This window comes from Streptomyces sp. NPDC127197, assembly GCF_042672405.1.
Taxonomy (GTDB): Bacteria; Actinomycetota; Actinomycetes; order Streptomycetales; family Streptomycetaceae; genus Streptomyces; species Streptomyces flavusporus.
Genome location: NZ_JBHXVG010000002.1, coordinates 452,632 through 474,931 on the forward strand (window position 1 = coordinate 452,632; position 22,300 = coordinate 474,931).

16 protein-coding genes are annotated in these 22,300 nt (G+C 71.7%); 5 read left to right on the forward strand and 11 right to left on the reverse strand.

Features of this window, described 5'->3' with window-relative positions:
- Positions 1–178: 178 nt before the first annotated feature.
- A complete protein-coding gene (locus ACFVJQ_RS04720) occupies positions 179–1,747 on the forward strand; it encodes a PspC domain-containing protein (protein WP_385780910.1) in 1,569 nt (522 codons plus the stop codon).
- On the forward strand, positions 1,734–1,979 hold the full coding sequence (locus ACFVJQ_RS04725; protein WP_385512614.1) for a hypothetical protein: 246 nt from the start codon (positions 1,734–1,736) through the stop codon (positions 1,977–1,979). Before ACFVJQ_RS04720 ends, ACFVJQ_RS04725 begins: the two co-directional genes overlap by 14 nt.
- Before the next feature lie 50 nt (positions 1,980–2,029).
- Here the strand turns inward: ACFVJQ_RS04725 and ACFVJQ_RS04730 are convergent, their stop codons facing one another.
- The 3 genes from ACFVJQ_RS04730 to ACFVJQ_RS04740 form a co-directional block, all read right to left on the reverse strand.
- Positions 2,030–2,554 (reverse strand): DoxX family membrane protein, encoded by a 525-nt coding sequence (locus ACFVJQ_RS04730; protein ID WP_385780913.1) that lies wholly within the window; start codon positions 2,552–2,554, stop codon positions 2,030–2,032.
- 152 nt (positions 2,555–2,706) lie between these two features.
- Positions 2,707–3,996, reverse strand: a complete 1,290-nt coding sequence (locus ACFVJQ_RS04735) for a hypothetical protein (RefSeq protein ID WP_385780916.1) — start codon at positions 3,994–3,996, stop codon at positions 2,707–2,709.
- Between the two features lie 239 nt (positions 3,997–4,235).
- The gene (locus tag ACFVJQ_RS04740) at positions 4,236–5,030 is read right to left on the reverse strand and encodes a class II aldolase/adducin family protein (RefSeq protein ID WP_224734649.1); all 795 of its coding nucleotides are present in this window, start codon (positions 5,028–5,030) and stop codon (positions 4,236–4,238) included.
- Positions 5,031–5,156: 126 nt separating this feature from the next.
- Here ACFVJQ_RS04740 and ACFVJQ_RS04745 point away from each other — a divergent pair, with 126 nt between their 5' ends.
- Complete coding sequence (locus ACFVJQ_RS04745) at positions 5,157–5,630, forward strand: pyridoxamine 5'-phosphate oxidase family protein (protein WP_385780919.1); 474 nt, start codon at positions 5,157–5,159, stop codon at positions 5,628–5,630.
- A gap of 3 nt (positions 5,631–5,633) precedes the next feature.
- Here the strand turns inward: ACFVJQ_RS04745 and guaA are convergent, their stop codons facing one another.
- On the reverse strand, positions 5,634–7,208 hold the full coding sequence (gene guaA / locus ACFVJQ_RS04750; RefSeq protein ID WP_385780922.1) for a glutamine-hydrolyzing GMP synthase: 1,575 nt from the start codon (positions 7,206–7,208) through the stop codon (positions 5,634–5,636).
- Between the two features lie 306 nt (positions 7,209–7,514).
- On the opposite strand from guaA, the gene ACFVJQ_RS04755 reads away from it, so the two are divergent.
- Both ACFVJQ_RS04755 and ACFVJQ_RS04760 read left to right on the forward strand, forming a co-directional pair.
- Positions 7,515–7,802: a chorismate mutase gene (locus tag ACFVJQ_RS04755; RefSeq protein ID WP_385780925.1), complete on the forward strand. Its 288-nt coding sequence runs from the start codon at positions 7,515–7,517 to the stop codon at positions 7,800–7,802.
- A 579-nt stretch (positions 7,803–8,381) separates the two neighbouring features.
- Complete coding sequence (locus ACFVJQ_RS04760; RefSeq protein WP_385780928.1) at positions 8,382–9,434, forward strand: LAETG motif-containing sortase-dependent surface protein; 1,053 nt, start codon at positions 8,382–8,384, stop codon at positions 9,432–9,434.
- Positions 9,435–9,525: 91 nt separating this feature from the next.
- Here the strand turns inward: ACFVJQ_RS04760 and ACFVJQ_RS04765 are convergent, their stop codons facing one another.
- From ACFVJQ_RS04765 to ACFVJQ_RS04795, 7 genes are all read right to left on the reverse strand, one after another.
- Entirely contained in the window at positions 9,526–11,331 is a 1,806-nt protein-coding gene (locus ACFVJQ_RS04765; protein WP_385780931.1) for a GMC family oxidoreductase N-terminal domain-containing protein, read from the reverse strand.
- Between the two features lie 29 nt (positions 11,332–11,360).
- Complete coding sequence (locus ACFVJQ_RS04770) at positions 11,361–12,974, reverse strand: succinic semialdehyde dehydrogenase (RefSeq protein ID WP_385780934.1); 1,614 nt, start codon at positions 12,972–12,974, stop codon at positions 11,361–11,363.
- 160 nt (positions 12,975–13,134) lie between these two features.
- A complete protein-coding gene (locus ACFVJQ_RS04775) occupies positions 13,135–14,826 on the reverse strand; it encodes a serine/threonine-protein kinase (RefSeq protein WP_385512607.1) in 1,692 nt (563 codons plus the stop codon).
- A 42-nt stretch (positions 14,827–14,868) separates the two neighbouring features.
- Positions 14,869–16,554 (reverse strand): serine/threonine-protein kinase, encoded by a 1,686-nt coding sequence (locus ACFVJQ_RS04780; RefSeq protein ID WP_385780937.1) that lies wholly within the window; start codon positions 16,552–16,554, stop codon positions 14,869–14,871.
- Positions 16,555–16,656: 102 nt separating this feature from the next.
- On the reverse strand, positions 16,657–17,709 hold the full coding sequence (locus tag ACFVJQ_RS04785) for a serine/threonine-protein kinase (RefSeq protein WP_385780940.1): 1,053 nt from the start codon (positions 17,707–17,709) through the stop codon (positions 16,657–16,659).
- Between the two features lie 104 nt (positions 17,710–17,813).
- Complete coding sequence (locus ACFVJQ_RS04790) at positions 17,814–19,400, reverse strand: serine/threonine-protein kinase (protein WP_385781027.1); 1,587 nt, start codon at positions 19,398–19,400, stop codon at positions 17,814–17,816.
- Between the two features lie 159 nt (positions 19,401–19,559).
- Entirely contained in the window at positions 19,560–22,190 is a 2,631-nt protein-coding gene (locus ACFVJQ_RS04795) for a protein kinase (RefSeq protein WP_385512604.1), read from the reverse strand.
- Between the last annotated feature and the right edge of the window lie 110 nt (positions 22,191–22,300).

The window sequence follows — 22,300 nt, forward strand, 5'->3', positions numbered from 1 at the left end:
CCATTGATGGTCACACGGTCGGCGGGCGGGAGCATCAGGGTCGACCCCCGAGACTCCCCTGATCTTCGGCGGGCCGGCCCGTCGAACGCCTCCCCGGCGTCGGCTCAGGGGCGATATCAGGGTCCGGCCAGGGTCATTCCGACTCCCGCCGCGGCGGCCCGCCCGTCACCATGGACTCATGACTGATCACCAGCGCGCCGCAGACGCCGTGCCCGACGCGGATGCCCTGCCCGCAGCGGCCACCCCGTCCGACGCGGCGGCCGCGACGGGCGCAGGTGAGGAACCGCGCGCGCCCGACGGTGCGGGCGCACCCGAGCAAACGAGCACGCAGGGCGAGGACGGACAGCCGGGCAGGACCGACGAAGGGGCCGGCGCGGCAGGAGAGACGAGCGGGACCGGGCACATGAACGGGAAGACGACGACCGGCGGCGCCGGAGCGCCTCACGCTGCCGGGGCGCCCGAGGATGCCGAGGTGTCCGAGCCGCCCCTGAGGCTCCGGCGGGACCGACGGCACAAGGTGTTCGCCGGGGTGTGCGCCGGTCTTGGGCGGCAGTTCGACATGGACCCGGTGATCTTCCGGATCACACTCGCGGTGCTCGCCGCGACCGGCGGTCTCGGTCTCATCTTCTACGGCTTCGCCTGGCTCTTCGTCCCGTACGACGACGAGGACCAGAACGAGGTGCACAAGCTCCTGACCGGCCGTGTCGACGGGCAGGCGCTCACGGCGGTGCTGTTCGCGCTGGTCGGCTGCGGTGTCTTCCTGACGATGCTGAACAACGGCGGCGTGCTGACCTTCGCCGTCGTGCTGTCCCTCCTCCTCGCGGGCGCCGGGTACTGGTCGCAGCGCCGCGGCGCCCCCGACCCCGACCCGCTGGCCGCGCAGGCGGCCGCCGACGCGCCGCCGGAGGCCCAGGCTCCCCCGGTTGCGGCCGCCTACCCGTCCTGGTGGCGCGACCCGATCGTCAAGGACGGCACGCACGTCGGAGGCACCGGCTATCTCTGGGGACCGCACGAATCCCGCGACCGCGACATCGCGGCGGCCGTCAACATCAGCACCCGCGGGAGCGGCCACGAGGACCTTCGCACCCCGCGCCCCGCGCCCCCCAGACCGCGCGGCCCGCGCTGGATAGGCGGCTGGGTCTTCCTGTTCGCCCTGCTCGCCGCTGCCCTCGGCACCCGCGGGACCTGGGACGAGCAGCCGCTGGGCACCAGCCTGCAGACCGGCCTTGCGTGCGCGCTCGCCGTCATCGGTCTGGGCATCGCGGTCAGCGCGTTCCTGGGCCGTACGGGAGCGGGGTCGATCTTCCTGGCGGTCGTCACGGCGGGCCTGCTGGCTGGGGCGGCGGCACTGCCCAAGGACATCGGCACGGAGTGGATACGGACGACCTGGCGGCCGGCCGCGGTGGCGGACGTGGCGCCGGCCTACGACCTCGGTACCGGCGTCGGCACCCTGGACCTGACCCGGCTGAACCCGGCCAGGGGCCAGACGGTGTCCACGGGCGCCGACGTGGGCGCCGGCCGGCTGCTGGTGATCGTCCCGCCGGACGTGACTGTGAAGGCGAGTATCGACGTGGGGTTGGGTGACATCCAGTTGCCGGGCGAGCAGGCACAGGACGTGGATGTGCAGCCGGGCAGGTACCAGGAGGTGACGCTGAAGCCGGCCTCGGGCACCAAGAGCGCGGGCACGGTCGAGCTGGACCTCCATGTGGGTGTCGGACAGGTGGAGGTGAGCCGTGCTGCGTCATGAGTTCCAGCCCGGGAGGCTGGTCGCCGGTTTCTTCGTCACCGTCGCGGGCGTCATCTACGCCGGTGACGCGGGCGACGCCTGGGAGACACCGTGGTTCGTGGTGATCCCCGTGGTCGTGGGCGGCCTCTGTCTCGCCGGGATCGCGGGGATGGCCGGCCGCGCCATACGCCGGCGCCGCGGGACGGACCGCGCCCCCCGGCAGGACACGCCCGTCGGCGCGCCGCCCCGCTGACAGTGCCGGTCGTTGAGCGGCCGGGGTACCGCCCGGCCTCGAGAGTCGGCCTACTGATAGGCCCGTCGGCGTCGCCGGGAGCGGAGTGCCGCGTCCAGCGAGAGCATGGGCGCGCCCGCGAGGACGAGGGGGAGCCAGGCCATGAGGTAGGGGAGGTCGTTGCCGTAGTAGTAAGGGTCGGAGGCCCAACTGACCGTCAGCCAAAGGCTGAGGGAGATCAGTGCACCGCCGAGGGCGGCGAGGCGGGTGAGGAGGCCGAGGAGGGTGCCGATACCGACGGCGAGTTCACCGAAGGCGATGGCGTAGCCGAAGGCGACGGGGTTCTCCAGTGCCATGTCGACCAGCGCCGGGATGGCCGAGGAATCCCGCACGGTGCGCATCATGTCGCCGACGGAGCCGGAGCCGGCGTCCTTCATGAAGGCGCTGTCGGTGAGTTTGTCGAGGCCGGCGTAGATGAAGGTGACGCCGAGGAAGATGCGCAGGGGCAGCAGGGCGTAACGGGTGGCGGTGTCCCGCCAGTCGCGGTCGCCGTTGAGATGGGGGGTGTGCGTGTCCGTACGAATACCGTGAGTCATCGCTGATAGCCGCCTCTCGGACGCCGTGCCGTGGGCCCTCATCAGACGATACGTACGCAAGGGAGGACCGGCTCAATCGCGTTCCGGCCGGATTTCGGTGAACTGGCCTCAGCAGCAACGCCCGGCTCCTGGCGGGGGCGTCGGCCCTTCTGTCACTCCGTCACGTCGATCGCATACGCATTCGTCTCGACCCCGGCCGCGGTGACCACGCGTACCTCCACCCGCCCGGGCTCCACATCCGCCGGCACGGGCACGGTCAGCAGGCCGTCCGTGGGGTTGCTGAAGCCGCCGGCCACGGGGACGAGGGGGACGTGAACGTGGACCGCACCGATGCGGACCACCATCCGGGACAGGCGGTCGGCACCGTCGGCACCCGGTGGGACGAAGCCCGCGCCGCGGATCTCGATGTCCTCGCCGGTGCGGATCGGTGCGTCCAGGTCACCGGCCTCGCGGGCGCGGACGACGGAGAGGACGACCGGGCGGCCGCCCTCGGCGTACTTGCCGGCCAGGTAGGTGGCCGCCGACACCAGCACCACCACCGCGAGCCCCCAGGGCAGGTCGGGCAGTTGGTCGGGGCGTCGGGCCAGCCGTACCGCCGCGAAGAGCAGGGCGACGGCGCTGATGACGACGTACTGGATGTCGGCGAAGGTGCCGCGCCCCGAATCGTCCGTCAGCAGGTCGGCAGCCCTCGGCCGGTCCGCGCGGACCTTCTGCAGCCGTTGCCCGAGGACGCGCAGGCCGACCACCCGCCGCACCAGTACCGCGATCGCACACGTGACGGCGAGGACGGTCACCACCCCGGCGCCGTGGGCGAGTTCGAGCCCGGCGATCAGCGCGTCGCGCTCGCCGGGCGCGGAGGCCGCCGCCAGCTGCCCCGCCAGCACGAGCACCGCGTAGGCGACGAACAGCACCCAAAGTGCGGCCACGGCGCGGGAGGTGGACAGGCGGTTGTCCTCGCCGATGACCGGGGCCAGTACTCCGCCGCGCGTCCGGTGGAACCAGGAAGCCGCCGTCAGCACCCCCGCCACCACCAGCGCGGCGCACAGCCCGGCCGTGCGGGCCGTCGTCCAGCCCGCGCCGATCGCGGTCAGCGACTGCATCAGCAGCAACAGCAGGACCAGCGTCCAGGCCGCGCAGGCGGTACGGCACCACAGGCGCGCCAGCCAGGCCTCGCCCTCCGCCCGGCCGCGTTCGGCGACGACCGCCGCGGACTGGGTCAGTTCCTCGGAGACCCACTGGCGGGAGGCCGAGACCGAGTGGGCCACGGCTGCCGGCAGGCCCTGCCCGGCCGCGAACTGATCGCGCTTCAGCAGGAATTCGGCGACGGCCCGCCGGTGTCCCGTACGCGCCCCGTGCGGGCAGTCCCCGCAGGTGCAGCCGCCTCCGTGGGCGCCCGCGCGCGCACTCGCGTCCGCGTCCTGTCTCGCTTCCTGCACCGCCACGCCCGACGCCTGCCTTCCCGCGCATCACCGTAGAACGGAGTCGTACATCCAGGGCGTACAACTCCCGTGCGACGACAGCGAATTGTGCCCTACGCCAACCCGGCTCGGGTCCGGCAGGTCTGGTCAGCGCGGGTGAAAGGACGGCCGCCATGTTGACCCGACCCCGAGAACTTCCGTAAGGCCGAGATCATCCGGCGTGACGGAACCCGAACCCACACCAGGAACCGTCCGCCACGACACTACGACAGCAGATCCGGCTCACCGCGGCTGATGTCCTGCCACAGCGGCTGGTAGTTGATCCACGCGACCAGGTCACCGCCGAGCTGCTCGCGCGTCGCCACCGCCGACTTGTGGTCGATGAGCACGGGGCGCCCGGCCGCCTTGGCCGTGAGCTGCACCTGGCAGGAGCGTTCCATCGACAGGAACCACCAGGCCGCCGCGTCCACCGAGTCGCCGACGGTCAGCAGTCCGTGGTTGCGCAGGACGAGCGCCTTGTGCGAACCGAGCGCGGCGGCGATCCGGCGGCCCTCCGCGAGGTCGACAGAGACGCCGGAGTAGGCGTCGTACAGGGCGTGGTCCTCATAGAAGGCACAGCTCTCCTGGGTGATCGGGTCGAGCAGGTCGCCGAGCGCGGACAGGGCGCGGCCGTGCACGGAGTGGCAGTGGGCGACGGCGACGACATCCGGGCGGGCGGCGTGGACCTGCGCGTGCACGGTGAACGCCGCCTGGTTGACGTGGTAACGGCCGTCGATCACCTGCCCGTCCTGGTTGGCCAGCACCAGGTCGCTCACGGTGACGTGCTTGAACGGCATCCCGAACGGATTGACCCAGAAGCAGTCGGTGTGCTCCGGGTCGCGGGCGGTGATGTGCCCGGACACGCCGTCCTCGAACCCGTACCGCCCGAAGATCCGCAACGCCCCGGCGAGCCGTTCCTTGCGGTGTCGGCGTTCGTCGTCGACCGACTCGTACATCGGCGGCATCGCGAACTGCAGCCGGTCGGTGGGCAGGGGCTGGGGCGGGATGGGCGCGGGCATGGGACCTCCGGCGCTGGGTTCCGGTACGGAGCGGAAGTTACCCGCGGTCAGCGCAGGAGAACAGGGCTTCGGCGACTTATGTGAATCACGACAGAAGATGTCGGGTTTCGGCGGCACACTCGTCGTATGACAGCAAACTGGGCATCGTTCGTCGCCGCCGAACCCGACCTCGCGAAGACCGTCGAGGAGCGCTTCAAGGCGTTCACCCACCACGTCCTCGCGACCCTGCGCAAGGACGGCTCACCGCGCACCACCGGCCTCGAGGTGCGGTTCCTGAACGGCGAGCTGTGGCTCGGCATGATGCCGGACTCCCGCAAGGCCCTCGACCTGCGCCGCGACCCACGCTTCGTACTCCAGGCGAACCCGGGAGAAGGCACCGGGATGGGCGGCGGGGACGTACGGATCAGCGGGCGGGCGGTCGAGATCGACGATCCCGAGACGAAGGCCGCGTACGGCGAAGAGGTGGAACCGCCGGAGCCGTTCCACCTCTTCCGCACCGAGCTGACGGAGGTCGTACGGACCTACGTCGAGGACGACACCTATCTGGTCGTCCAGGTCTGGAAGCCAGGCGAGCCCCTGCGCACGATCAAGCGCACGTAGGGATCACTCCCACTCGATCGTCCCCGGCGGCTTCGACGTCACGTCGAGGACGACGCGGTTGACGTCCCGGACCTCGTTGGTGATCCGGGTGGAGATCTTCGCGAGGACGTCGTACGGCAGCCGCGACCAGTCGGCCGTCATCGCGTCCTCGGACGAGACCGGGCGCAGCACGATCGGGTGGCCGTACGTCCGGCCGTCGCCCTGGACGCCGACGCTGCGGACGTCCGCGAGCAGGACCACCGGGCACTGCCAGATGTCCCGGTCGAGACCGGCCGCGGTCAGTTCCTCGCGGGCGATGGCGTCGGCCTCGCGGAGCAGGTCGAGCCGCTCCTTCGTCACCTCGCCGACGATACGGATGCCCAGGCCGGGGCCCGGGAACGGCTGGCGCTGGACGATCTCCTCCGGCAGGCCGAGCTCCTGGCCGACCATCCGGACCTCGTCCTTGAACAGCTTGCGCAGCGGCTCGATCAGCTGGAACTCGAGGTCCTCGGGCAGGCCGCCGACGTTGTGGTGGGACTTGATGTTGGCGGTGCCGGTGCCGCCGCCGGACTCGACCACGTCGGGGTAGAGGGTGCCCTGGACGAGGAACTCGACCGCGGGACCCTCGTCCGCGATGATCTCGGCCTGCGCCTGCTCGAAGACCCGGATGAACTCCCGGCCGATGATCTTCCGCTTCTCCTCGGGGTCGCTGACCCCGGCGAGCGCCTTGAGGAACCGCTCCTCGGCGTCGACGACCTTCAGGTTCACCCCGGTCGAGGCCACGAAGTCCTTCTCGACCTGCTCGGTCTCCCCCTTGCGCATCAGGCCGTGGTCGACGTAGACGCAGGTCAGCTGGGAACCGATGGCCTTCTGGACGAGGGCGGCGGCGACGGCGGAGTCCACACCGCCGGACAGACCGCAGATCGCGCGCTTGTCGCCGACCTGCGCGCGGATCGCCTCGACCTGCTCCTCGATGACGTTGCCGGTCGTCCAGGACGGGGTCAGGCCGGCACCACGGTAGAGGAAGTGCTCCAGCACCTGCTGGCCGTGCGTGGAGTGCATGACCTCGGGGTGGTACTGGACGCCGTACAGCTTCTGCTCGTCGTTCTCGAAGGCGGCGACCGGGACGACGTCCGTGGACGCCGTGACGGTGAAGCCCTCGGGGGCGGCGGAGCAGGCGTCGCCGTGCGACATCCACACGGCCTGCTCGGCCGGGGTGCCCTCGAAGAGGGTGGAGGACGACTTGGAGATGTGCAGGTCGGTACGGCCGTACTCGCGGGCGCCGGTGTTGTCGACGGTGCCGCCGAGGGCCTGGGCCATCAGCTGGAAGCCGTAGCACATGCCGAAGACGGGGACACCGGACTCGAAGATCTCGCGGTCCAGGCGGGGCGCGCCCTCCTCGTACACGGACGAGGGCCCGCCGGAGAGGATGATCGCCGCCGGGTTCTTGGCGAGCATCTCCTGAACCGGCATGGTGCTCGGCACGATCTCGCTGTAGACCCGGGCCTCGCGGACGCGTCGGGCGATGAGCTGGGCGTACTGCGCACCGAAGTCGACGACCAGGACGGTGTCGGGGGCGGCGGGGGTCGCTGATGACACGGGTTGCCTTCCGGCGGCTTGAAAGGGGCTGTACCACCGATTCTAACGGGGCTGCCGCAGGTGGCTCCCGTCTCAGGATGCGAACGGGGTTGGCCGTCACCGGAGGTCACGGCATACTGACCCCATGCTCACGTACGCGACCTTCCTCTTTACCTATGGCAACCGGCCCGCCGGCTGCCATGGTCGTGCCGCTTGAGCAACTGACAAGCGACTTCCCAGGCGCCCCGGGCCGACAAGGTCCGGGGCGCCTGGCGTTTTCCGGGGCTTGTCAGTTCCGGGGGCCACCTTCCACGAGGAGCCCACGACATGACTGCCACCGCAGCGGAGAAGACCGGCGCGCACACGCCCGAGGCCACCGACGTGATCACCGGCGCGCGCGAGCGCATCGACGCACTCGACGACCGGATCATCGGCCTGATCCAGGAACGGATGGCCGTCTCGGCCGTCATTCAGGAAGCCCGGATCACCTCCGGCGGCCGCCGGGTGAACCTCTCCCGGGAGATGGAGATCCTCGGCCACTACCGGGAGGCGCTCGGCAAGCCCGGTACGGCACTCGCGATGACCCTGCTCGAACTGTGTCGCGGCCGGATCTGAATCGGCGTTCCGTGTACGCACGTACGCATGCCTCTCACCCGTACGGCGCGTGACCGCCGCGCGAGACGCTTCGTTGGTCCCGGTGTCCGTGCCAGCCAGGGGCGGGCCCGAAAGAACCACGCGTGGCTCGCTGGAGCGATGAGACGTACGGATCGTGCCGTGCGTCGTGGGACCTCGCTTCAGGGAAGTGACCGGACGGCAGGGGACAGCAGGCCGGTCACCCAAGAGAACGGTCGGCTCCGGGGACGCCCGGGGCCGACCGGCGGAAATGTCCAGGGCTTCATCAAGGCCAGCGGCGCAACCCCCCGGCGTCGCTCCCAGGCACCGGCGCAGCCCTGACGCCGGTGCTGACGAAAGAAGGGCCCCGCGGCTCCGTCCCGCGGGGCCCTTCGCGTGTGTACGGCCGGATCACCATGAGTGACTCAGGTCACATAAGAATTGCGTGAAGTGCGGGACAACCATTCACAGGCCTCGTGGATCAAACCTGCTGAACCAAGGGTCACACCCGCGCCCCACACGCGGAGCCCTCCGCCCACGCGTGCTGCGACGCCGCAGCACACCGGACTTCTTGAGGACTTCATGAAGCTTCGCCGTGCCTTGGCAGTGGCCGCCGCGACGGCAGCGATAGCCCCGATGGCGCTGCTCGCGGCACCGGCCGCGTACGCGACCGAAGACACGGGTTCCGCGTCCCCGTCCGTGACCGCGACGGAGTCCGCGACCGACACGCCCACCGAGGAGCCGTCGGCAACCGCGACCGAGACGGCCACCGAGACCGCCACCGCCACGCCGACGGAGTCCGCGACCGACACGCCCACCGAGGAGCCGTCGGCAACCGCGACCGAGACGGCTACCGAGACCGCCACCGCCACGCCGACCGGTTCGGCCTCCGCGTCGGCGTCTGCCTCCGCCACGCCCAGCCCGAGCGCCTCCACCCCGGAGGAGGAGCCCGACCTCTGCGAGAACGCGGACGACGAGTCCGTCGGCCTCAGCGAGGACCTGCGCAGCGGTCTGTCGGGGCTGCCCGAGACCATCGTGGCCGGCAGCGGGTGGACCGAGTTCTCCTTCAACGTCTCCAACAGCGGTGACGAGGAGATCAAGAACATCAAGCCGCTGATCGGCGTCGCCGCGCTCGGCTGGGACGAGCAGGACTACTCCGGCCAGATCACCGTCCAGGTCTACGACAAGGCCGCCGGCGGCTGGCAGACGCTCGCGGACGCGGCCGGTGAGGGTGCGACGTTCACCGCATTCTCGCTCGGCGCGGGTCAGTCGACCTCGTACCCGCTGCGGCTGAGTGTCAGCGGCAAGGTGCCCGACGCCATCGGCGTGACCGGCGGCTTCGCGCAGTACTCAGACGCCGACGGCTGCTGGATGGCCGACGACCCGAACGGCTGGGTCTACTTCTTCGACATCCTCGCCGCGGGCTCGGACGCCGGTAACCCCCCGGACGCCAAGCCGCAGGGCGGGATGGCCGAGCTGGACGACGTGAACTCCGTCTCCGCCACCGGCAGCCTCGCCGAGACCGGCTCCAGCTCCGCGCTGCCCATGATCGGCCTGGTCGGCGGTGTCGCCGTCGTCGCCGGTGCGGGTGCGGTGTTCGTCGTGCGGCGCAACAAGGCGGGTGCGCAGGCGTAAGGCGCCTGACGCGGCCCGGTAGGGGCTTCACCGCAAGACAGAGAGAGGGACCTGCGCTCGGAGGGGGGCGCAGGTCCCTCTCTCTGTTGCCTTACGGCTTGGGCGGCACCGCCGGTATCCCCAGGAACGGCAGCTTCAGCGCACCGAACGCCTCTGCCGGGACCGCCGGGGACTGCGGCTCCACCGGCTTCAGACGTTCGTACGCCGTTCCCTGCGCCGGACGCGGGTCGGCCTCGCCTTTGTTGGGCCAGAACGACATCGCGCGTTCGGCCTGCGCGGTGATCGTCAGGGACGGGTTCACGCCCAGGTTCGCCGAGACCGCCGCCCCGTCGACGACCGAGATGCCGGGGTGGCCGTACAGGCGGTGGTACGGGTCGATCACGCCGGTCTCGCGGGAGTCGCCGATCGGGCAGCCGCCGAGGAAGTGCGCGGTGAGGGGGGTGCCCATCAGTTCGCCGATGTTGCTGCCCGGGAACCCGTTGATCTCGGCGGCGATCGCCGACGCGCCCTCCGAAGCGGCCCTGATCTGCTTGGGGTTGGGGGCGCCGTGGCCCTGACGGGCGGTCAGCAGGCCCTTGCCGACTCCGTCCGGCTTCAGATACGTCGTCAGGGAGTTGTCCAGCGACTGCATCACCAGGCCGATGATCGTCCGCTCCGACCAGCGGTGGTTGTTGAACGAGCGGAGCATCATCAAGGGGTGGCGGGCGGCGTTGCGCAGGAAGGCCAGGACGCGGGACGAACCCTCCGTGTACGGGATCTGGAGGATGGCCAGGCCGCCCATCGAGTTGGAGCCCTTGCCGTAACGGACCGGTTCGATGTGGGTGTTGGCGTCGGGGTGGACCGAGGACGTGATGGCGACGCCGCGGGTGAAGTCGACCTTCTTCTCGCCGGTGACCTTGCGGTAGCGGCGGTTGGTGGTCTGGGCACCGACCAGGGCCTCGGAGTTGGTGCGGGTCAGCTCCCCGAGCCGGTCGGAGACGTACGGGAGTCGGCCGGTCGCCTTCATCCGGTGCAGCAGCGTCTGGGTGCCGTAGGTGCCGGCGGCCAGCACGACCTGACGAGCCCGGAAGGTGCGGCCCTTGCCCTTCTTGCGGTTGTCGGTGGGGAGGGTCGTGACGGCGTAGCCGCCGCGCGAGTCGTCCGTGACCGACACGACCGTCGTCAGCGGGTGTACGACCGCGCCCGCCTTCTCGGCGAGGTGGAGGTAGTTCTCGTTGAGGGTGTTCTTGGCGCCGTGGCGGCAGCCGGTCATGCACTCGCCGCACTCGTTGCAGGCGTTGCGCGCGGGGCCCGCGCCGCCGAAGTAGGGGTCCGCGACCTTTTCGCCGGGCTTGGCCCGCGCCGTCCCGTCGGCGTCCTTTCCGTCGCCGAAGAACACTCCGACCGGCGCGAGGTGGAAGGTGTCGCCGACGCCCATCCGCTGGGCGGCCGCCTTCAGATGGACGTCGGAGGGCGTCATCGTCGGGTTCAGGCGGACACCGAGCATGCGTTGCGCCTGGTCGTAGTACGGCGCCAGCTCCTCCTGCCAGTCGGTGATGTGCCGCCACTGCGGGTCCTCGAAGAACGGCTTCGGCGGTACGTAGAGGGTGTTGGCGTAGTTGAGGGAGCCGCCGCCCACGCCTGCGCCGGCCAGGACCATGACGTTGCCCAGCAGGTGGATGCGCTGGATTCCGTACATGCCGAGCTTGGGGGCCCAGAGGTAGTTCTTCAGGTCCCAGGAGTTCTTGGGGAGCGTTTCGCGGGTGAAGCGGCGGCCGGCTTCCAGGACGCCGACGCGGTAGCCCTTTTCGGTGAGGCGGAGGGCGGTGACGGAGCCGCCGAATCCTGATCCGACGACGATCACGTCGTAGTCGTACCCGTCCTCGTCCCGGGTGTGGACAGACTTCTCCTGCGACACGTGCTCTCCTCGTTGAGAACGGGTGCTGTCTAGCGGAAACGGAACGCCTTCATCAGGCGCAGGCTGCGGCTCATGAAAGCCGCGTACTTCTCGTCGTCCATTCCAAGTGACGGCGCCATCGGGAGCAGCCGCTGCTGCGCGACCGTCTGGGCCTCCGTGTACTTGAGGATGCCCTCCGAGCCGTGGCGGCGGCCGAGGCCGGAGTCCTTCATGCCGCCCATCGGGGACTGGACGCTGCCGTAGGCGGGGGCGTAGCCCTCGTTGATGTTGACCGTGCCGGTGCGCAGGCGGGCGGCGATGTCCCGGCCGCGGCGGCCGTCCTTCGTCCAGACCGAGGAATTCAGGCCGTACGGCGTGGAGTTGGCGTGCTCGATCGCCTCGTCGTCCGACGTGAAGCGGTAGAGGGAGACCACCGGGCCGAAGGTCTCCTCCGTGCAGACGGCCATGGGTGCCTCGACGCCGTCGAGGATGGTCGGCTCGTAGAAGTACGGGCCGATGTCCGGGCGGGCCACTCCGCCGGCCACCACCTTCGCACCCTTGGCCACCGCCTCCTCGACATGCCGCTTGACGGTCTCCAGCTGGCGTTCGCCGACCAGGCTGCCCATGTCGGCGCCGTAGGCGAGGGACCTGCCGAGGCGCATGGCCTTCGTGCGGGCGGCGAAGCGCTCCAGGAAGGCGTCGGCGATCGACTCGTGGACGTACAACCGCTCGATGGAGATGCACAGTTGGCCCGCGGAGGAGAAGCAGGCACGCACCGCACCCGCGGCCGCCTTCTCGATGTCGGCGTCCTCCAGCACCAGCATGGCGTTCTTGCCGCCGAGTTCGAGGGAGACGCCGACCAGGCGGGCGGCGGCGCCCTGGGCGACCTCGCGGCCGGTGCGGGTGGAGCCGGTGAAGGAGACGTAGTCGGCGTGCTTGACGACCTCGGGGCCGACGACGGGGCCCTCACCGAGGACGACCTGGAAGACCTCGGCGGGCAGTCCGGCCTCGATGAGCAGGTCGCGCGCCCACAGCGCGGTCAGGCAGGTCTCCGTGTCGGGCTTCATCACGACCGCGTTGCCCGCGACGAAGGCGGGGAGGGCGTCGCCGACCGACAGCTCCAACGGGTAGTTCCAGGGGGCGATCTGGCCGATCACGCCGCGCGGGTGGCGCAGTTCGGTGACACGCGTGAGGGTGGGCATGGCGCCGGCGTGCCGCTTGGGACGGAGGTAGGCAGGCGCCTTGCGACCGTAGTGGCGGGCGGCCACGGCGACGGCCTGGACCTCCTCGTGCGCGTGCAGGCGGGCCTTGCCGGTCTCCAGCTGGATCAGGTCGAGGACCTCGGCCTGGCGCTCCAGGACCAGATCGTGGAAGCGGAGCAGGACGGCGGCGCGCTGCCGTACCGGCGTCTGCGCCCAGACGGCCTGGGCCACACGGGCCGCGTCGAACGCCTTCTGGACGTCCTCCGGCGTGGACTCGGGCAGGTCGGCCAGCTTCTCGCCGGTGAACGGCGTGTGGTTGGCGGTCCGTCCGGAGCCGGCCACGCCCTTGGTGAGCTGGGCGACCAGCTCGGGTGTGACCACGTCCGCGGCGGTGCGGGCGCCCTCGGGGGCGGGGGCGAGGGGGTTCGTGCCGGTCTTGGCCGGGGCCTGCGCGTCCGTCATGAGGCGCAGGGTATGCCGGAGCCGAGGCTTTGTGTACCCGTCGGTAATCGGGATTCACGGAGTGCTCACACACCGCCAGTGATCACTGGCAACGAATGCGCTGATCAGGGCGTTGAGCGGGGTTGATCAGCAAGACGTCGGTGACTGTCGATCTCGAGCGTCAGTTCCCGCCGATCTCCAGGCGATCGCGCGCTCCCTTGAACACGGCGGTGCCCTTCTTCTCGTCGGCCGTGCCCTTGGGCATGTCGACGCGGAGCTCGTACATCCGGCTGTCGTCGGTGAGGATCATCAGCTCCATGACCCGGGTCCTGATGCCGTTGGACTCGTAGGTGGTATCGGCGATGACCGCATCGCTGTCGTGGAAGCTGGTCCGGGTGTACTGCGTGCGCGCGTCCGGGTCGTAGAGGGCCCAGGTGGCGTGCGCCTCCCGCGCCTGCTCCATCGCGGAGCGCGGCGCCTTGTCCCACTGGGTGAGGCGGACGTCGACCGGGCCGGCCTCGTACGCCACGAGCCGCGGCTGGTCGTCCGGGCCGCCCTCACGGACGTACTCCTTGTAGCGGCTCGGGAGGGAGAGGACCGCGTCCATGTCCTTCTCGCGGTGCGGGGTCCAAGGGTCCTGTGTGGGGCTGGGAGTGGGCGTGGGAGTGGTTTCGGAGGCGGTCGGGGCCTGGGTCAGCGTGGCCGTCTGCTCCCTGGCTCCCTTGCCCTCGACCTCGGTGAAGGACGATATGCCGAGCCATATTCCGCCGACGAGGAGAGCGCCGAGCAGGGCGGCGGGGGCGGGACGGCGGAGGGTGGGGCGGGGCCTGGGGTGGGGGGTTGGGGTGGTTTGTGGTGCGGGGGTGGGTTCGGGCTCCGGTTCAGTGTCGGCCTCAGGCCCGGATTCGGGTGCCCGGTCCGTTCGGGGTTCATCCGGTGTACCCATGACCCCCAGTCGGACCGTCCCCGCATCGTCCGCGAACCCCTCCAGATCCGCGGCTTCCTGAGCCTCCCCCACGTCACCGCCGGGCACCCCCGGCCACCCCTTGGCCACCGCCTCCAGACCCACGGCGACCTCGTCCGCATCCGGCCGCCGCTCGGGGTCCTTCGCCAGCAGCCGTACGATCAGCGGCCCGAGCGGCCCGGCGTGCTGGGGTTCGGGCGGGTCGGCGGCGAGGATCGCGGCGAGCGTCGACTCCAGGGCCGTACGGCGGAACGGGGACCAGCCCTCGACGGCGGCGTACAGCAGTACGCCCAGGGACCACAGGTCGGAGGCCGGTCCGGCACCCCGGCCCGACATCCGCTCGGGCGCGATGAACTCCAGCGAGCCCACGAACTCGCCGCTCATGGTGAGGGATTCCTCGCCCTGGACGTGGGCGATGCCGAAGTCGGTGAGGACGACCCGGCCGTGCTGCCCGAGCAGCACGTTGGCGGGCTTGACGTCGCGGTGCACGATGCCGACGGCGTGTGCGGCGCGCAGGGCGCCGAGGACGGCGAGGCCGATACGGGCGGACTCGGCGGGCGGGAGCGGGCCGCGCCCGAGGACCTCGTGGAGGGACTCGCCCCGGATCAACTCCATGACGATCCAGGGGATTCCGTCCTCCTCGACGACGTCGTGGATGGAGACGGCGGACGGATGGTCGACGCGCGCGGCGGCCCGGGCCTCGCGGTGCAGCCGGTGGGCGGCCCGCCGGTGGCCCTCGCCCTCCGGGTCGCCCGGCAACCGGGGCTGCTTGACGGCGACTTCCCGCTCGACGAGTTCGTCGTGGGCCCGCCACACGGTGCCCATACCGCCGGAGCCGACGCGCTCGATCAGCCGATAGCGCCCACCGATCACCCGACCGTCGCGCTGGTGTTCGCCGCCGTCACTCATGTCCCATGCCTACCGTGCGGGGCGCCTTCTTGTCGACGTGGGTCAGAGCTTGTGGATGTCCAGGTTCGCGATCGCCGCCTTCGCCACCTCGCGGCCTCGCTCGGTGAAGTCGCCCTTGCCCGGGTAGCTGATGGTGAGCTTGTACATGTCGCCGGCAGAGGTCTTGTAGTAGAAGATCTGCAGCTCGCGGGGGCGGGGGTTCTGGGTGTCGTTGGTGGTGTAGACGATCGTGTTCTGGGCGGCCTTCTTGTCCTTGTACGTCGTCTCCTCGGGCTTCGTGCTCTTCGGCTTCTCCATCCCCAGGTTGTAGTCGCCGCTCTCCTTGAAATCGGCGTCGTCGTCGTACATTTCGGCCGCCGCGCGGTCGGCGATCTGGCCGCCGGTGTCCTCGGACTTCTTGTCGAGGGTCAGCCCGACCCAGATGCTGCCGCTCCAGTCGGAGTACGTGACCCAGTTCTTGTCGGTGTCGTCGGCATCGGGCTTGCTCGGCTGGTAGTTCGTGGGAACACTCAGCGTCACGCCCAGTTTCGGGTGGGCGCGGTTCGTCCACCCTTCGGGCAACGGCCCCGCAAACGGATCGGCGGTCACCAGATACGCCGCCACCGCCGCCGCGACGACCGCCGCACCGAGGCCGTACAGCGCCTTCCGCCCGAGCCGGATCCCGCCCTTGCCGCCGTCGCTCGCGGCGACCGTCACGACCTGCGTGGGCACGGGCGCCGGGGCCGGCGGATTGGCGGCCGCCTCCAGCAGGGCGCGGACCTGGGCGGCGTTCGGGCGGTGTGCCGGGTCCTTCTGGAGCAGGCCGTTGATGGCGTCGGCGAGCGGGCCGGAGGCCGAAGCGGGCGGTGCGGGCGTGGCGTTGAGGACGGACTGGAGGGTGGCCGGGGTGTTGCTGCGGCGGAAGGGGGACACGCCCTCGGTGGCCGCGTACAGCACCACTCCGAGCGACCAGAGGTCCGAAGCCGGTCCCGGGCGCTGGCCGAGGACCCGCTCCGGCGCGATGTACTCGGGCGAGCCGACGAAGCCGCCGGTGTCGGTCAGGTTCGTCTCGCCCTCGATCTGCGCGATGCCGAAGTCGGTGAGGACGACGCGGTCGTGGCGGCCGAGGAGGACGTTGTCCGGCTTGACGTCGCGGTGCAGGATGCCGGCCGCGTGCGCCGCCTCCAGCGCGCCGAGCACCTCCAGGCCGACCTTGGCCGCCTCGCGGGCGGACAGGGTGCCCTCCTGCAGGGCGGCGCCGAGGGAACGGCCCTGCACCAGCTCCATCACGATCCACGGCTGGCCGTCCACGACGGCGACGTCGTGCACGTTCACGACCGACGGGTGGTCGAGCCGGGCCGCGGCGCGGGCCTCGCGGCGCATCCGCTCGAAGGCGTTGGCGCGTTCGCGCTCGGGAAGGTGGTCCGGAACCCGCGGTTCCTTGACCGCGACCTCACGGTCCACCGTCTCGTCCTTGGCGCGCCACACCGTGCCCATGCCGCCGTGCCCGAGCTTGGCGAGCAGCCGGTAGCGGCCGGCGATGAGCCGCCCGGCGCCGGGGTCCTGCGGGGCCTGGGGCGCGGGCTGCGGCGCAGCGGGCTGGGGCGCGGACTGGTGTTGCGGGACGACCTGCGTGGGCGCCGCGTACGGGTTGTTCGGATGCGGTACCGCAGCGGGCTGACCCGGCGGTTGCAGACCGAAACTCGTTGGCTCGTCGGCCCCGTGGTGGGCTCCCCCGTTGTTGCTCATGCGTCCATGCATATCGCGGCAAGCGCTTCTGCATCCACTGCGGTCACAGACCCGTGACCCAGGTCGTCGCTTATCTCCTAATTATGCGTCCTGTTGCCTGCTCTAGGCGCTGGGAGACAGGGACGGCGACGGCGTTGTCCCCGGCGTACTCACGGACGTACTCGGCGTCGGACTCACCGGCGTACCGCCCCCGCCGTCACCGCCCCCGCTCAGCAGCAGCGCCGCCGCGGACAACCCCGCCGCCGCCATCGCGGCCACCAGCAGCGCCGTCACCAGCCTGTCCCGCGAGGAGCGTTGGGCACGGGACGGTACCGACGGCGTACGGCCGGTCTCCCGGAAGGCCCGCAGCATCCGCTCCGCCTGCGCCGCGTCCAGCCGTCGCTGCGGATCGCGCTCCAGCAGTCCTTGTACGACGGGCAGGAGCGAGCCCGTCTGCGCGGGCGGCCGGATCTCGTCGGACAGGACGGCGTGCAGGATGCCGCCCAACGAGTCGCGGTGGAACGGCGAGCTGCCGCTGACCGCCGTGCACAGCAGCACGCCGAGCGACCACAGATCGGAGGCCGGCCCGGTGCCGGACCCCGAGATCCGCTCGGGCGCGGTGTATTCGGGCGAGCCCACGAAGGAGCCGGCCTCGGTGAGGGTGCTGGCGCCCTCGACGTGGGCGACGCCGAAGTCGGTGAGGACGACCCGGCCGGTGCCGGACTCGATGAGGACGTTCGCCGGTTTGAGGTCGCGGTGCAGGACGCCGGCCGCGTGGACGGCGCGCAGGGCGCCGAGCAGGGCGATGCCGATCCGGGCTGCCTCGTAGGCGTCGACCGGGCCGTGTCCGGCGATGCGGTCGGCGAGGGAGCCGCCGTCGATCAACTCCATGACGATGTAGGGGCGTTCGTCGTCCTCGACGACGTCATGGACGACGATGACGTGCGGATGGCGCAGCTGGGCAAGGGCCCGCGCCTCGCGCAGTGTGCCCTCGCGCCGGGACCGGGCCTCGGCGGCCGAGCGGGAGTCGTCCTGGTCGATCTCCTTGACGGCCACCTGCCGGCCGAGCAGTTGGTCGGTGGCCTGCCAGACGACGCTCATACCACCGCGTCCCAGCCTCGTGTGAAGCCGGTAGCGGCCCGCGACGATCCGCCCGCCCTCCCCCTCACTGCCCATGCGCCCCATCATGCCCCGCCGGAGGCGGCCCCTCCGGGACGCGGCGGCGGGGTTGGCCGACAAGCGACCCCGGCAGTCGGAACCGGGCAGAGCCTGTCAGGGCATCAGGACGGTATCGGCCGCCATCCCCGCAGCACCGCGTCGAACTGTTGGCGGATCGTCTTCCAGTCCTCCGCCGGCCCGGACATGTAGATCGCGTACTCGACGCCGTCCCGGGCGATGTACATCTGGTCGATCGCCCGCCGCGGGCCCACGTGGACCCCGGGGTCGCTCTCCAGCGCGGTCCAGGTGTACTCCCACAGGGCGCCCTTGCGGTCCCGGTAGACGTTCTCCTCCATCGTCACCCGCTCGTAGTCGGCCAGCCCCTGGAGCTGCGGCTCCAGATCGCGCTGGTGCTCGTACGGGTCGTCGAAGTCCGGGGAGGTGTCGACGGCGATGCGGATGAAGTGGATGCCGCCGTCCGGCGTGTAGTCGATCTGTGTGAGGTCGCCGTCGACGCCGTACACCTTCCGCGTCCAGTCCTTGCCAGGCACGGAGAGACCGAAACCCACCGGGTCCTCGACCCGCTCCCAGCTCGCGGAGACGGACTCCTTCGGGCTCGGGCTGGGGCTCGAGCTGGGGTGTGCGCTCGTCGGTGAGGTGGTGGCGCGGTTCTGGCTCCGGCCCTCGTCCCATTTCTGCAGTCCCACCGCGGCGGCCCCGCCGACCAGGGCCGCGAGGGCGACCACGAGGGCCAGGGTGCGCAGTCGGCGCCGTCCGGCCGGAGCAGGGGCCGGGGCAAGGGCGGTCGGCCCGGAGTGGACCTGCGTGTCCTGGCCGATCGGGCGGGTGTCCGTGTGCCGGGCCGTCGGCTCGTACACCTCCGTCACCTGCGGTCGCCGTCCCTCGGCCACCTCGGCGAGCAGCCGCTCGACCTCGGCCGAGGCGGGCCGTGCGGCCGGTTCCTTGCGCAGGAGTGCGGTGATGACGGGCCCGAGCGGGCCGGCGTACCGGGGTTCGGCGGGCTGCTCCTCCACGACGGCCTGCATGGTGCCCAACGGCGAGGTGCGGCGGAACGGCGACTTGCCCTCCACCGCCGTGTACAGCGTCGCGCCGAGCGCCCACAGGTCTGCGGCGGGTCCTGGATCGTGCCCGCGGACGCGTTCGGGGGCGAGGTAGTCGACGGATCCGACGACCTCGCCCGTACGCGTGATGGTGCTGTCGCCCTCGATCTGGGCGATGCCGAAGTCGGTGAGCAGGACGCGGCCGTCGTCGCCGATGAGGACGTTGCCGGGCTTGACGTCGCGGTGCAGGACGCCGGCGGAGTGCGCGGCGCGCAGGGCGCGCAGTACCCACAGGCCGATCCGGGCGGCCTCGGTCGGCTCGACGCGGCCGTCCTGCTTGACCGCGTCGGCGAGTGAGCGGCCCTCGACCAGCTCCATCACGATCCACGGCCGGGCGTCGTGATCGAGCACGTCGTGCACGGTGACGACCGCGGAGTGGTTGATCCGCGCCGCCGCGCGCGCCTCCGCCCGGGTGCGGGCGAGGAGCCGCTCCTGGTCGCTCTCGGAGACGAAGTGCGCGGCGGTCAACTCCTTGATCGCGACGACCCGGTGCAGCACCTCGTCGTGCGCGCGCCACACCCGGCCCATGCCACCGCTGCCGATGGCGTCGGTGAGCCGGTAGCGGCCCCCGAGGAGCAGGCCCTGCATCTGATTCACGTTTCCCCGCAATGTTCTTGACAGGGTCAGCGTAAGGACCGGTCCGCGAACGGGGAACCACCGGGGGCCTCAAGGAGACAGCACTGTGACGGTTGTCGCTTTCGGGGACGGGAGGGAACCGCGGTGCGAACCGCGTATGACGCGCGCCGCTCAGCCGGTGGACCGGTAGGTCGCCGCCGCCTGCTCGAAGAGCCGTGTCACCTCGTCCCGTTCGGCCTCCGGGCCGCGGATCTGCACCACGTGGTAGCGGTCGTCGACCAGGATCGCGAGGTTGCGCACGAACAGCTCGCGCCCGTCCTCGTCGGTCCAGGTGAACTGCCCCTCGGCCATGGTCCGCCCGCCCACCTCGATGGTCTTCAGGCCGGTGGAGGTGGCCCAGCTCGACTCACGGTACGGCCGCAACTCCGGCTCCCGCTCGCGCTGGTACGTCATCGGATCGCTGCCGTACTCGTCCGCGCCGTCCCGGCCCGCCACGACGATCAGCTCGAAGTCGCCCTTGCCGTATACGACCTGGCCGCTGCCGTTCTCCGGGGTGCGCTGCCAGCCCTCGGCGACGGCGACGCGGAAGCCCTCCGGGTCCGTACGCAGCGTGAAGCCGTCGGCGACGTCGGGGGTGTCGGTCTGGGTCTCGGTGTCGGTGGAGCCGGCCGACTCCGTGGGACCGTCGGAGGCGTTCTGGTCGGGCCGTGGCTCACTGCTCGCGTCCGGCGTCTGTGCGGGCGCCTGGTCGACCTGGCCGGCGGCTCCGGTGCGGTCGGCGCCGTCCGCACCGCTGCCGGTCTCGTCGGCCTTCGGCATGAACAGCATGGCGTACGCGATCGCGCCGGCCAGCGCGAGCAGCACCAGCAGAAGCAGGGTACGGCCCAGGCTGCGCGGCGAGCGGGCCTTCGGCCTGTCCCGCTTGTGCCGCCCGTGCGGCGCGGGCAGCCCGGCGCGCCGCCGACGCACCAGCTCGCCCTTGCGGCGCACGATCGGAAGCCGGCTCGCGTCGGGCGGCGGCGCGGCCACGACATGCACGCCGGCCTCCGGCTCGGGCGCGGAGCGCACCAGCGAGCGCAGCCAGCCGCGCAGTTCCTCGAAGTCGAGGCGCTCGGTGGGGTCCTGGCGCAGCAGCGACTCCACGACCGGCCGCAGCGGTCCGCACTCCTCCGCGAACGCCGGGGGCTCGGCACACACCATCTGCACCAGCTCGGCCGTCGACTCCTCCGGGTACGGCGCATGCCCCTGTACGGCCCTGAAGAGCAGCGCTCCGAGCGCCCACAGGTCGGTCGCGGGTCCGATGGGCGGCGCCAACTGCCAGTTCTCGTGCACCGGCCCCGCCTGCTCCGGCGCCCACCGCTCCGTCACCGGCCCGACCACGGCCATCCGCGCCTGCCGCGCCCGTTCGGCGGCCAGCGCGGTGGCCGGCCCCCGCCGCGGAGCGGGCGTCCCGGCAACGAGGTCGTCCCAACGGCTGGGCGACGGGGTATCCGCGGCGGGCCCTCCGGGCGGGAGAGCGGTACGAGCCGGCTGGGTTTCCTGACCTGGGACCGGCCCGACCTGCGTGTGCCCGTTGGCGCCGGCCGCACCGCGGGGTGCGGCGCCGTGCCAGGGCGTGGCGCGTACGCCGTAGGGGTCGGCGATCTGGCCGGGCGGCGTGCCGTCAGGCGTGCGCTGCGGGCCGGGTCCGGAGGCGTACGGCGACTCCACCGCGCCGCTCTCGGACCGCGCGCCGGGCAGCGCCGACCGGTTCTGCTGCACGGCTGGACCGGAGGGGTACGGCGACTGCGCCACGCCACCCTCGGACGCCGGACGCGCCCCGGGCAACGCCGCCCGCCCGCTCTGCTGCGTCTCCTGGACCTGGGCTGCCGCCCGCGCCCCCGCGCGATAAGCGGCGATCGCCCCGGCTCGTGCGGCCCGGATGTCCCCGCCGGTCTCCTGCGCCCTGCGGGCCAACGCGGCCGAGCCCCCGGCCCCGTGGGCCCCGTCCGCACCCGGCACCGGCAGCCCCCCGGCCGCCCGCGCCTCGATGGCGGCACGCCGGGCGCCCTCGGGGTCCCCGCCACCGAAGCCGCCGGAACCATCGACACCGCCTCCGCCACCGGCCCCAGTGGCCCTGCGGGAGTCCCCGGACGCACCGCCCCCAGGAACTCCCCCGTCGCCGTCACCCCCGTCGTACATCCACGCCGGCACGGGGTCGTACCCGCACAGCGCCTCCTCCGCCGCCCCGACCGCCAGGCCGGTCAGCATGACGCGGCCGTCGTCGCAGACGAGGATCGTGCGGGCGGTGATGTTCCGGTGGACCCAGCCATGCGCATGCAGCACCCGAAGCGCCATCAGCACATCGGACGCGACCTCGGCCGCCCGGTAAGGCGTCAACGGCTGCTCCGCCAGCAGAGCCGCCAGCGGCCGGGCCGCCACCAACTCGCTGACGATCCACAGCGAACCGCCCTCGGCGAACACGTCGAAGACCTGGTCGAGCCGCGGATGGTCGGGGATCCGGGCCGCCGCCTGCGCGGCCTGCACCGCCCGCCGAACCGCCGGATCAGTCGGCCGCCGAGCCCCCGTACGCGCCGCCGGCCCTCGCCGCGCCCCGCGGTCCCGTGCCGTGAAACCCTCCGGCAGTCCCTCCGCGTCGAGCACCTCCGCCTCGACGACCTCCGGCAACGGCACCTGCCTGACCAGGACTTCCTGCCCGCTGTAGGTGTCGAAAGCCCGGGTCTCGGTGAGTTCGTACTCATCGGACGGCGGCAGCGGCAGGCGGTAGCGGTCGGCGAGCACCCGGCCCGCATAGTCGTCCACATTGCCTCCCCCGGCCGCCCGGCTGGTCAATTCCGTTCGTCTGGCGTCCCGTTCCGGATGCGTACGGTTCGCAAGCACTCACGATACGTGCCGGAGGCAACCCGCACAGA

Coding starts and splice junctions, on each gene's coding strand:
- ACFVJQ_RS04760 (WP_385780928.1), top strand. CDS start 8,382: ATGAAGCTTCGCCGTGCCTTGGCAGTGGCCGCCGCGACGGCAGCGATA.
- ACFVJQ_RS04730 (WP_385780913.1), bottom strand. CDS start 2,554: ATGACTCACGGTATTCGTACGGACACGCACACCCCCCATCTCAACGGC.
- ACFVJQ_RS04775 (WP_385512607.1), bottom strand. CDS start 14,826: ATGAGTGACGGCGGCGAACACCAGCGCGACGGTCGGGTGATCGGTGGG.
- ACFVJQ_RS04720 (WP_385780910.1), top strand. CDS start 179: ATGACTGATCACCAGCGCGCCGCAGACGCCGTGCCCGACGCGGATGCC.
- ACFVJQ_RS04740 (WP_224734649.1), bottom strand. CDS start 5,030: ATGCCCGCGCCCATCCCGCCCCAGCCCCTGCCCACCGACCGGCTGCAG.
- ACFVJQ_RS04745 (WP_385780919.1), top strand. CDS start 5,157: ATGACAGCAAACTGGGCATCGTTCGTCGCCGCCGAACCCGACCTCGCG.
- ACFVJQ_RS04780 (WP_385780937.1), bottom strand. CDS start 16,554: ATGAGCAACAACGGGGGAGCCCACCACGGGGCCGACGAGCCAACGAGT.
- ACFVJQ_RS04785 (WP_385780940.1), bottom strand. CDS start 17,709: ATGGGCAGTGAGGGGGAGGGCGGGCGGATCGTCGCGGGCCGCTACCGG.
- ACFVJQ_RS04755 (WP_385780925.1), top strand. CDS start 7,515: ATGACTGCCACCGCAGCGGAGAAGACCGGCGCGCACACGCCCGAGGCC.
- ACFVJQ_RS04790 (WP_385781027.1), bottom strand. CDS start 19,400: ATGCAGGGCCTGCTCCTCGGGGGCCGCTACCGGCTCACCGACGCCATC.
- ACFVJQ_RS04770 (WP_385780934.1), bottom strand. CDS start 12,974: ATGACGGACGCGCAGGCCCCGGCCAAGACCGGCACGAACCCCCTCGCC.